Annotated in this window: 9 protein-coding genes; all 9 read right to left on the bottom strand. The window is 54.0% G+C overall.

What is annotated here, in order from left to right:
* Positions 1-71: 71 nt before the first annotated feature.
* Positions 72-1,031 carry an acetyl-CoA carboxylase carboxyl transferase subunit alpha gene (gene accA / locus ABFI50_RS13280; RefSeq protein WP_013095666.1) on the bottom strand — a complete coding sequence of 320 codons (960 nt, stop codon included), beginning with the start codon at positions 1,029-1,031 and terminating at the stop codon, positions 72-74.
* Between the two features lie 12 nt (positions 1,032-1,043).
* Complete coding sequence (gene dnaE / locus ABFI50_RS13275; RefSeq protein WP_232932094.1) at positions 1,044-4,526, bottom strand: DNA polymerase III subunit alpha; 3,483 nt, start codon at positions 4,524-4,526, stop codon at positions 1,044-1,046.
* A gap of 38 nt (positions 4,527-4,564) precedes the next feature.
* Positions 4,565-5,161: a ribonuclease HII gene (gene rnhB, locus ABFI50_RS13270; RefSeq protein WP_014882639.1), complete on the bottom strand. Its 597-nt coding sequence runs from the start codon at positions 5,159-5,161 to the stop codon at positions 4,565-4,567.
* Positions 5,158-6,306, bottom strand: a complete 1,149-nt coding sequence (gene lpxB, locus ABFI50_RS13265; protein WP_014882638.1) for a lipid-A-disaccharide synthase — start codon at positions 6,304-6,306, stop codon at positions 5,158-5,160. The genes rnhB and lpxB overlap by 4 nt, the downstream gene beginning before the upstream one ends.
* Complete coding sequence (lpxA, locus tag ABFI50_RS13260; RefSeq protein WP_014882637.1) at positions 6,306-7,094, bottom strand: acyl-ACP--UDP-N-acetylglucosamine O-acyltransferase; 789 nt, start codon at positions 7,092-7,094, stop codon at positions 6,306-6,308. The genes lpxB and lpxA overlap by 1 nt, the downstream gene beginning before the upstream one ends.
* A 3-nt stretch (positions 7,095-7,097) precedes the next feature.
* On the bottom strand, positions 7,098-7,553 hold the full coding sequence (gene fabZ / locus ABFI50_RS13255; RefSeq protein ID WP_010426706.1) for a 3-hydroxyacyl-ACP dehydratase FabZ: 456 nt from the start codon (positions 7,551-7,553) through the stop codon (positions 7,098-7,100).
* A 102-nt stretch (positions 7,554-7,655) separates the two neighbouring features.
* Positions 7,656-8,681, bottom strand: coding sequence for a UDP-3-O-(3-hydroxymyristoyl)glucosamine N-acyltransferase (lpxD, locus tag ABFI50_RS13250; protein WP_045134605.1), 1,026 nt, complete (start codon positions 8,679-8,681; stop codon positions 7,656-7,658).
* Positions 8,682-8,684: 3 nt separating this feature from the next.
* Complete coding sequence (skp, locus tag ABFI50_RS13245) at positions 8,685-9,179, bottom strand: molecular chaperone Skp (protein WP_014882635.1); 495 nt, start codon at positions 9,177-9,179, stop codon at positions 8,685-8,687.
* Between the two features lie 122 nt (positions 9,180-9,301).
* Positions 9,302-11,719, bottom strand: coding sequence for an outer membrane protein assembly factor BamA (gene bamA / locus ABFI50_RS13240; protein ID WP_318586621.1), 2,418 nt, complete (start codon positions 11,717-11,719; stop codon positions 9,302-9,304).
* Between the last annotated feature and the right edge of the window lie 5 nt (positions 11,720-11,724).

Here is an 11,724-nt window from a genome sequence, read left to right as displayed (position 1 = left end):
GCATAGTTAAGGTAAATGGCGGGTATAAAAAAAGCCGCAACATTGTGCGGCTTTTCAGATAATTGTGAAGCTTACGCGTAGCCGTAAGTCATCAGACGCTGATAACGACGGTTGAGCAGGTCTTCTTTGCTCAGGACGTCCAGATCGGCCAGGTCAGCCAGCAGCTGGGCTTTCAGGGAAGCAGCCATCACTTCCGGCTTACGATGCGCGCCACCCAGCGGTTCAGGGATCACGGTATCGATCAGCTTCAGCTCTTTCAGACGTGGGGCAATGATGCCCATCGCTTCTGCGGCCAGCGGCGCTTTATCAGCGCTTTTCCACAGAATGGACGCACAGCCTTCCGGAGAGATAACGGAATAGGTGCTGTACTGCAGCATATTCACTTTATCGCCCACGCCAATGGCCAGCGCACCACCTGAACCACCTTCACCGATGACGGTACAGATGACCGGCACCTTCAGGCGGGACATCTCGCGCAGGTTACGGGCGATGGCTTCAGACTGACCGCGCTCTTCCGCGCCCACGCCAGGGTATGCACCCGGGGTGTCGATGAAGGTGATGATTGGCATGTTGAAACGCTCAGCCATCTCCATCAGACGCAGGGCCTTGCGGTAGCCTTCAGGTGCAGGCATACCGAAGTTACGACGGATTTTCTCTTTGGTTTCACGCCCTTTCTGATGACCAATGATCATCACCGGGCGTCCGTCCAGACGCGCGATACCGCCGACGATAGCTTTGTCGTCAGCGTATGCGCGATCGCCTGCCAGTTCGTCAAATTCGTCAAACGCCAGGCGGACATAATCCAGGGTGTACGGACGCTGTGGATGACGCGCCAGCTGGGCGATCTGCCATGCGCCGAGATCGGCAAAGATTTTGCGCGTCAGCTCTACGCTTTTTTCACGCAGACGATGCACTTCTTCGTCGATGTTAATATCCAGTTTTTCATCCTGACGGCTTACCGCTGTCAGAGAATCGATTTTCGCTTCCAGCTCAGCAATCGGCTGTTCGAAATCAAGGAAATTCAGACTCATAGTATTCCTGTATTAGTCAAACTCCAGTTCCACCTGCTCCGAACCAATGAGGCCACGGAGATCGTTCAGTAAACGATCGCTCGGAGAGACACGCCACGTTGCACCAAAGCGCAACCGCGCACGTGCATCCGCCCTCTGATAGTAGAGATGTACTGGAATTGTCCCCGAGCGGTGGGGTTCCAGAGACTGACGGAGTCGGTTTAAAAGCTGGTCATCAATTTGCCTGTCCGTCAGCGAGATAGCAAGCCCGCGAGCATATTTTTCCCGGGCTTCGTCAATGTCCATCACTTCGCGGGCGGTCATTTTAAGCCCCCCACTGAAGTCATCAAAGCTGACCTGTCCGCTGACGATAAGTATGCGGTCTTTTTCCAGCAATTGCTGGTATTTATCCAGCGCGTCGGTGAACAACATCACCTCCAGACGCCCGGAACGGTCATCCAACGTACAGATGCCGATACGATTGCCGCGCTTGGTGACCATAACCCTTGCAGCAATCACGAGCCCCGCAGCCGTGGTAATTTTACCACGTTCTGTCGGATGCATGTCTTTTAGCCTGTGGCCGCCGACATAGCGCTCAATTTCTTTGATGTACTGGTTGATCGGGTGACCCGTCAGGTACAAGCCTAACGTTTCACGCTCGCCATCCAGCACGACCTGTTCTGGCCATGGCTGGCAGTTAGAATACGACTGCTCAATCTGCTCCGGCTCCTCCGCCAGCACACCGAACATATCTGCCTGCCCAATGGCTTCCGCTTTCGCGTGCTGGTCCGCCGCTTTCAGGGCATCGCCGAGGGAGTTCATCAACGCAGCGCGGTGCGGCCCCAGCCTGTCGAACGCGCCGGACATGATCAGCTTTTCCAGTACGCGGCGGTTCAGTTTTTTGGTATCGGTACGGGCGCACAGATCGAACAGCTCGCGGAAATAGCCGCCGTTGTTACGCGCTTCGATGATCGCCTCGATCGGCCCTTCACCCACGCCCTTGATCGCACCGATCCCGTAAACGATCTCCCCGTCGTCGTTGACGTGGAAATGGTAAAGCCCCGAGTTAATATCCGGCGGCAGGATCTTGAGCCCCATGCGCCAGCACTCATCCACCAAGCCAACGACCTTCTCGGTGTTATCCATATCGGCAGTCATTACCGCCGCCATAAATTCAGCAGGATAGTGCGCTTTCAGCCACAGCGTCTGGTATGAGACTAGGGCATAGGCGGCAGAGTGGGATTTGTTAAATCCGTACCCGGCGAATTTCTCCACAAGGTCGAAGATTTTCATCGCCAGCTCGCCGTCAACGCCGTTTTTCTTCGCGCCGTCTTCAAAGATGGAGCGCTGCTTGGCCATCTCTTCAGGTTTTTTCTTCCCCATCGCACGACGCAGCATGTCCGCGCCGCCGAGGGTATAACCAGAAAGCACCTGAGCAATCTGCATGACCTGTTCCTGGTACAGGATGATGCCGTAGGTCGGCTCCAGTACCGGTTTCAGGCTTTCATGCTGCCACTGCACGTCCGGGTAGGAAATCTCTTCGCGACCGTGCTTACGGTCGATAAAGTTATCTACCATCCCCGACTGCAGCGGCCCCGGGCGGAACAGCGCCACCAGTGCGATCATATCTTCGAAGCAGTCAGGCTGCAGGCGCTTGATCAGGTCTTTCATGCCGCGGGATTCAAGCTGGAAGACCGCGGTGGTCTCCGAGCGCTGCAGCATGTCGAAACTTTTCTTGTCATCCAGCGGGATGGCAGCAATGTCTATCGGTTCAAGGCCCTGCTTTTCCCGGCGCGGGTTGATCATCTTCAGTGCCCAGTCGATGATCGTCAGCGTACGCAGGCCGAGGAAGTCAAACTTCACCAGCCCGGCGTATTCCACGTCGTTCTTATCAAACTGAGTGACTGGATGCTCACCCGCTTCATCGCAGTAGAGCGGCGCGAAGTCGGTAATTTTGGTCGGAGCAATAACCACGCCACCCGCATGCTTACCGGCGTTACGCGTGACGCCTTCCAGCTTGCGCGCCATGTCGATCAGGGCTTTGACTTCTTCGTCAGCTTCGTAGATTTCCGGCAGCTGAGGTTCGGCTTCAAACGCTTTTGCCAGCGTCATGCCCGGATCGGGCGGCACCAGCTTAGAAATACGATCGACGAAACCGTACGGGTGGCCGAGTACACGCCCCACGTCGCGGATAACCGCTTTCGCCGCCATGGTACCGAAGGTAATAATCTGCGATACCGCGTCACGGCCATACATGTCCGCTACGTGCTCGATCACCTGATCGCGTTTCTCCATGCAGAAGTCGACGTCGAAGTCGGGCATGGAAACACGTTCCGGGTTGAGGAAACGTTCGAACAGCAGGTCGAATTCCAGCGGATCGAGGTCGGTAATTTTTAATGCATACGCCACCAGCGAGCCCGCACCGGAGCCACGGCCCGGACCTACCGGTACGCCGTTATCCTTCGACCACTGAATGAACTCCATAACGATCAGGAAGTAGCCGGGGAAGCCCATCTGGTTGATAACCTGAAGCTCTATATCCAGACGCTCGTCATACTCCGGACGACGTTTTTTACGTTCTTCTTCATCCGGGAAGAGGAATTCGAGACGCTCTTCCAGACCCTCCTTCGATTTCATGACCAGGAAATCTTCCGTCGTCATGTTACCCGTCGGGAATTGCGGCAGGAAGTATTCGCCGAGGCGCACGGTGACGTTACAGCGCTTGGCAATCTCTACGCTGTTTTCCAGCGCTTCAGGGATATCGGAAAAGAGCTCGCACATCTCCTCTTCGCTGCGCATATACTGCTGCGATGAGTAATTACGCGGGCGCTTTGGATCGTCAAGGGTGAAGCCATCATGGATCGCCACACGAATTTCGTGGGCGTCAAAATCGCCGGATTCCAGGAAACGCACATCATTCGTCGCCACCACGGGCAAACCGCGCTCTTCAGCCAGCGCAACAGCGGCGTGCAGATAGCTCTCTTCGTCCTGGCGGCCGGTGCGGATCAATTCCAGATAGTAACGATCCGGGAAATATTCTTCATAAAACGAGACGCACTGATCCACCAGCGCGCTGTTGCCACGCAGCAGGCATTTGCCGACGTCGCCCATGCGGCCACCGGAGATCAGCAGCAGCCCTTCGTTCAGTTCCGCCAGCCAGTCCCGGTCGATCCACGGGCCCAGCGCGCCATAGCCGCGCTGATAGGCTTTCGAAATAAGCAGAGTGAGGTTCTGGTAGCCCGTGTTGTTCATAGCCAGCACGGAAATTTGCGTCAGTTCATCGCCGATGAGATCGCTCTGAACATGAAAATCCGCACCGACGACAGGCTTCATCCCCGCGCCATGTGCCGTTCCGTAGAACTTCACCAGGCCACACAGGTTGGTAAAATCGGTGATCGCCAGCGCAGGCATGCCAAGCGCGGCCGCCTTTTTTACAAGCGGCCCGGTCTTCGCCAGCCCATCGATCATGGAGTAGTCGCTATGCACCCGCAGGTGTACGAAACGTGGTTCAGCCATCTTCAGATTCCGCGTTACTTAATTGCTTGCGTATTGATTCAGGACACCCGTCCCAGCGCGCGTTTCACCGGGCCAAAGCTGCGCCGGTGATGTTCAGTTGCGCCATGTTCAGCCAGCTTTTCCAGATGGAAAGCCGTAGGATACCCCTTGTGCTGGGCGAAGCCATACTGAGGGTAAGTGAGATCCAGCGCGGCCATTTCAGCGTCGCGTGTCACCTTGGCAATAATAGATGCTGCGCTGATCTCGGCGACACGGCTATCGCCTTTGACGACCGCCATAGAAGGCATCGGCAGTGCCGGACAGCGGTTGCCGTCAATCAGGACATATTCCGGAGCAATTTTCAGGCCCGCTACCGCGCGCTGCATGGCCAGCATTGTAGCATGCAAAATATTCAACTCGTCGATTTCATGCGGCTCAGCGCGCCCCAGGCTCCAGGCCAGAGCCTTCTCCTGAATCTCACTGAACAGGGCCAGTCGACGTTTTTCGGATAATTTTTTTGAGTCGTTTAGCCCGACGATCGGGCGGGCGGGATCGAGGATCACCGCGGCGGTCACAACAGCCCCCACTAACGGGCCACGACCGACTTCGTCCACCCCTGCCACAAGATGCGTGTGAGGGTATACAAATTCCATCATTTTGCTAACTCCAGCACTGCATCGGCCGCTTGCTCATCTGCATTGCAGCGGATCAGTTGATGCAGTTCACGGAAGGTATCATGCATCTGGTGGCTGGTCTTACCGTTGGCGAGCAGCGGCAGCAGAGCCTCCGCCAGCGCCTGAGGCTGGCACTCATCCTGTAAGAGCTCTTTTACCAGCTCGCGCCCGGCAAGCAGGTTTGGCAGGGAGACATAATCCGTTTTCACCAGACGTTTTGCCAGCCAGAAGGTAAACGGCTTCATACGATAACCGACCACCATCGGGCATTTCGCCAGCATACATTCCAGCGCAGCCGTGCCAGAGGCCAGCAGTGCGGCATCGCTCGCAAACATCGCTTCCCGACCTTTCCCGTCCAGCAGGCGGACGTGAAGATCCGGGGCGACTTCCGCTTTAATGCGTTCGAACTGCTCGCGGCGTTTGGCATTCACCAGCGGCACGACCACTTCAAGATCGGGATACGTCTTGCGAAGAATCTGCGCGGTTTTCAGGAAATCAGCGCTCAGCATCTCCACTTCTGCGCCACGGCTTCCTGGCAGCAATGCCAGACAGTGCACATCATGAGGGATATCGAGCACATCGCGCGCCGCGTTTTTATCCGGATCCAGCGGCATCGCATCCGCCATGGTATGACCGATAAAACGGCACGGAACATTAAATTTGTCGTAAAACGCTTTTTCGAAAGGCAGAAAAGCCAGCACCAGGTTGGTGGACCGTCCAATTTTGAAAACGCGTTTCTGTCGCCACGCCCAAACGGACGGACTGACGTAATGAATGGTTTTGATGCCCTGCTTTTTCAGATTACCTTCGAGGGTAATGTTGAAGTCGGGTGCATCGATACCGACAAACACATCGGGTTTGAGCTCGGTAAAGCGGCGGGTAAGATCGGCACGAATATGCAGCAAGCGTCGCAAACGCCCCAGCACCTCAACAATGCCCATCACGGCCAGCTCTTCCATTTCATACCAGGCTTCACAGCCTTCGGCCTGCATCAGCGGGCCAGCCACGCCAACAAAGCGGGCGTTAGGTACGCGAGCTTTGAGCGCGCGGATGAGACCGGCACCAAGAATATCGCCGGAGGTTTCTCCGGCGACCAGGGCTATCGTAAGCGGACGACTGTCGACCATTAACGAATCAGACCCCTTGTTGAACGGTCAAAGAACTCCATGAACGCGTTCACTTCCGGGAACTTATCCGCCAGTTCGGCAATGTCCGGCTTCGCCTCTTCCAGCGTTTTACCGCTACGGTACAGCAGTTTGTACGCGTTACGGATGGCCGTAATCGCTTCGCGACTAAAACCACGACGCTTGAGGCCTTCGATGTTCACGCCAAACGGCGTGGCATGGTTGCCCTGCGCAATCACATACGGTGGGACGTCCTGCGCCACACCGGAGCAGCCACCGACCATCACGTGTGCACCAATGATGCAGAACTGATGGACTGCGGTCATGCCGCCAATAATTGCGAAGTCATCAACAGATACGTGTCCTGCCAGCGTTGCGTTGTTGGCAAGAATACAGCGATCGCCCACGGTACAGTCATGCGCAATATGCGCATTCACCATAAACAGGTTATCGCTACCCACCTTCGTCAACCCACCACCCTGTACTGTTCCACGATGAATGGTGACGCTTTCGCGAATACGGTTACGATCGCCAATTTCCAGACGGGTCGACTCACCAGCATATTTCAGATCCTGGTTAACTTCGCCGATGGAAGCGAACTGATAGATCTCGTTATTGCTGCCAATGGTCGTATGACCATTCACGACAACGTGAGATTTCAGTACTGTACCCTCACCAATTTCGACATTGGGTCCAACAATACAGAACGGGCCAATGTGAACGTTGGCACCAATGATGGCGCCGGTTTCCACAATAGCAGTAGGATGAATAAAGGCGGATTTATCAATCACGTATCAGGACTCCCGGCTACGAGCACACATCATCGTCGCTTCGCAAACAACTTTGCCGTCAACCAGCGCTACGCCTTTGAAGCGAGTCAGGCCACGACGCGTTTTTTCAAAAGTGACTTCCATGATCATCTGATCACCAGGCACGACAGGACGCTTAAAGCGCGCTTCATCAATACCTGCGAAGTAATAGAGTTCACCTGGCTCCAGTTTACCGACGCTTTTAAACGCCAGAATACCGGTAGCCTGAGCCATCGCTTCCAGAATCAACACACCCGGGAAGATAGGCTTACCCGGGAAGTGTCCCTGGAAGAACGGTTCGTTCACGGAAACATTTTTCACTGCGCGCAGAAAACGACCTTCTTCAAAATCCAGCACACGGTCTACCAGCAAAAACGGGTAGCGGTGCGGCAGAAGTTCTAAAATCTCTTCAATATGCAGAGTATGAGTGTCAGTAGTCAAAATACTCTTCCTGTCAAAATGTACTGATAACAATAATAACACGGCCTGCCGGTTTATTAGAAAGCCGACAGGCCGGGAAAGATAGCGTTAAACGGGTGACGTTTAGTCTTGTTGATCGATCTTACGCTCAAGAGACTTGAGTCGCTTGCTCATATCATCAATGTTCATCACCAGTGCTGCTGTTTTACGCCATACCTTGTTGGGTTGCAGCGGAATGCCCGAGGAATAGACGCCAGGTTCGGTGATCGGACGCATTACCATGCCCATGCCCGTCACCGTCACCTTGTCGCATATTTCCATGTGGCCATTAATCACGCTCGCACCGCCAATCATGCAATAACGACCAATTTTCAGGCTGCCCGCCATGATGACGCCCCCCGCAACTGCGGTATTGTCGCCAATCACAACGTTATGCGCAATCTGGCACTGGTTATCGATGATAACACCATTGCCAATGATCGTGTCGTCGAGTGCACCACGGTCGATCGTGGTACAGGCCCCAATCTCCACGCGATCGCCAATAATAACGCGACCAAGCTGCGGGATCTTAACCCAGTTACCGCGATCGTTCGCGTAACCAAAGCCATCAGAACCAATCACGGTGCTGGACTGGACGAGGCAATTTTCGCCGATTTCAACTTCATGATAAATGGACACATTGGCCCATAAACGGGTTCCTGCGCCGATTTTCGTATTTTTCCCAACGAAGCACCCCGGGCCAATCACGACGTTATCACCCAGCACAACGCCAGACTCGATAACCGCATTCGCACCAACGGCAACGTTGTTACCAAGCTTAGCCGTCGGATCGATTGCTGCACTGGCAGCAATGTTCTGAGCCGGCTGCGGCGTGGTATCAAGAATTTGAGCCATACGTGCATACGTCAGGTAGGGGTTTTTCACTACCAGTGCACTTCCAGTGGCAAAGGGAAGATCGTCCTGCGTCAGAACAACAGCTGACGCCTGGCATTGAGCCAGTTGTTCACGGTACTTAGGGCTTACCATGAAGGTAATCGTGCCAGCTTTAGCAGATTGCATGGACGCAACAGCGGTGATGACGATATCGCCATCACCGTGTAATTCTGCATCCAACTGCTGAGCTAAATCAGCCAGTCGAATTGAAGGCATTACTTATTTAACCTGTTTCAGAACATCAGCGGTGATGTCTTTAACATCGCTGCTGTTGAAAGCAACGGCATTCGCATCAACAACCAGATCTATGCTCTGATCGGCAGCCACTGCTTTAACAGCAGTCTGAATGCGAGTGACCAGCTTGCCACGCTCTTCGTTAGAACGACGCTGACGATCCTGCTCGAAAGCCTGCGCTTTCTGAGAGAAGGTCTGGCGCTGAGCCATAACGTCTTTTTCCAGTTTGCTGCGATCGCTTGCTTTCATGGTAGAACCATCACGCTGCAGACGCTGCATTTTGGACTGAAGATCGCCTTCCATACGCTGCAGTTCGCTCGCACGGCCTTTGAATTCGTTTTCCAGTGTTGCAGAAACACCCGTTTTCTGTGCAACCTGCTGGAACAAATTACCCATGTTGACGATTGCGATTTTGTCTGCTGCCTGAGCAGAAGTTGCCATCGCTAAACCGAGACCTGCAGCTAATAACCACTTTTTCACAATTAACTCCTTACCATCCCATTGGCACCAGAAGGTACCGTTCTTTGCGTGGCAAGGCGACCGTTTTACCGATCGCCGGTTGTCAGCGCTACACTGCCAACGCATTCCTTTGCAGCGGATTATTACCAGGTTTTACCAATGTTAAACTGGAATTGCTCCGCTTTGTCTCCATCGTATTTCTTAAACGGCTGGGCGTAAGAGAAGACCAACGGTCCCAGCGGTGACATCCATTGTAATGCGATACCAGCAGACATGCGAATATTGCTCGGATCGCTGTAGTCCGGAACGCCAGCATCACGCATCTGTGCAGTATTCTGCCAGTTGGTGTCCCACACCGTACCGGCATCCCAGAAGAAGGACGTACGGACGGAGTTCGCGTATTTATCACTGATAAACGGCGTTGGTGTGATGAACTCGAGGCTCGCCACGGCCATGGCGTTACCGCCCACTGCATCATCAGAGCTACACACTTCGGAAGATGAAGATTTATAGCAGTTATCTTTATCGTTACCGCCGTAGTAAACCGCTTTCGGACCAATGTTGTTGGACTGGAAGCCACGCACGGTGCTGGAACCACCCGCGTAGAAGTTCTCGTAGAACGGCAACTCTTTACTGCCGATACCATCACCATAGCCCCAACGGGTACGACCCAGAACGACCCACTTGTGGTCATCATCAATTGGGAAGTAGGACGCGGTATCCAGGGTTACCTTGTAGAACTCATTGTCAGAGCCCGGAACGGTCACTTTACCGTTCAGGTTGACGCGAGAACCTTCCGTTGGGAAGTAACCACGGTCGAGGCGGTTATAGGTCCAGCCATAGTTGAAGGTGAAGTCATCCGCGGCGAAGCCATTGTTATCGCCGGTTTTACTCGCAGACTGGCCAATAGAGTCCAGATAACGCCACATCGCCACCTGAGGTTGCATGTTGGACAGGTCGTTATGCACGTAACCTAAGCCCGCACGCAGGGTGTTGTATTCGTTAACCGGGAAGCCGAGCGTTCCGTCTACACCATAGCTCTTGTTGGTATAGGAGGAGAGATCCGCGTCGTCTGCTTTAAAGTCGTTATAGAAGATACGACCGCCCAGGCTTACACCGTCAACGGTGAAGTATGGGTTGGTAACAGAGAACTCAGAGTAGGTCTGGTAGTCGTTTTTGGTGCCGTTAATACCGACAGAGTAACCTGTACCCAGCCAGTTATCCTGCTGGACGCCAACCTGGAAGCTCACGCCACTTTCAGTACCGTAGCCCACACCGAAGTTGAAGCTACCGGTGTTACGCTCTTTCACCTTATACACGACATCAACCTGATCCGGGCTGCCGGGTATACGCTGCGTTTCCGTGTCCACGGTTTCGAAATAGCCCAGACGGTTCAGACGCTCTTTACCCTGGTCAACGAGGTCGCTACCCAACCATGCCCCTTCCATCTGACGCATTTCGCGACGCAGAACGGAGTCTTTGGAGGTATCGTTACCGACGAAGCGGATCTTACGTACGTAGAAACGGTTACCCGCATCAACGTTAACATGCAGCTTAACGGTTTTATCCGCGTCGTTGATTTCCGGCTGTGTTTGTACACGCGGGTAAGCATAACCATAGCGGCCGAGCAGCTTCTTAATGCCGTCTTCCATTTTGGTGACTTTAGAACCGCTGTACAGATCGCCCGGCTGAATTTTAGTCAGCGCTTCAATTTCAGCTGAATGCCCGGCCAGGTTACCACTGACTTCAACACCGGAAAGCTTGTACTGATCGCCTTCAGTGATGTTAATCGTGATGTAGATACCTTTCTTGTCCGGCGTCAGACTGACCTGAGTCGAATCAATGTTGAAACGGGCGTAACCGCGATCCAGATAATAGCTGCGCAGGGTTTCGAGATCCCCCGCCAGTTTCTGTTTCTGGTATTTACGATCGCCAACCACGTTCCACCACGGCACTTCATCGCGCAGCTGGAAAGTGGAGATCAGTTCGTCGGTGCTAAACGCGTGGTTACCCACGATGTTGATCTGCTGGATCTTCGCGGAAACACCTTCCTGGAAGACCAGCTTCAGGTCAACACGGTTACGTGGGAGCGGCGTAACCACCGCTTTCACGCTGGCACTGTATTTACCGACGCTGTAGTAGAAGTCTTCCAGACCTTTTTCAATGTCTGAAAGGGTTGTGCGGTCCAGAGATTCCCCCACACGAACACCGGATGCTTCAAGGTTTTGCTTGAGCATGTCATCTTTCACCGACTTGTTACCGGAGAAAGTGATACTGGCGATCGTTGGACGTTCTTTTACCTGTACCAGCAGCGTATCACCATCGCGCAGGACGCGGACATCCTCGAAGTTGCCGGTGGCAAACAGAGCACGGATGGTGTTACTGATATCATCATCATTAACCGTATCGCCGGGGCGCACAGGCATACTGAGGAGGGCCGCACCAACGGCGACACGCTGAAGGCCTTCGAAATGAATGTCTTTCACTACGAACCCGTCAGCACCGTATACGGTGGCGCTGCTAAACAGCAGCGACGCTATGAGCAACTTTTTCATCGCCATCGTTA

This window comes from Enterobacter sp. HNDS-6 (assembly GCF_039850505.1).
GTDB lineage: Bacteria > Pseudomonadota > Gammaproteobacteria > Enterobacterales > Enterobacteriaceae > Enterobacter > Enterobacter kobei.
This window is presented reverse-complemented; position numbering and strand designations above follow the sequence as displayed.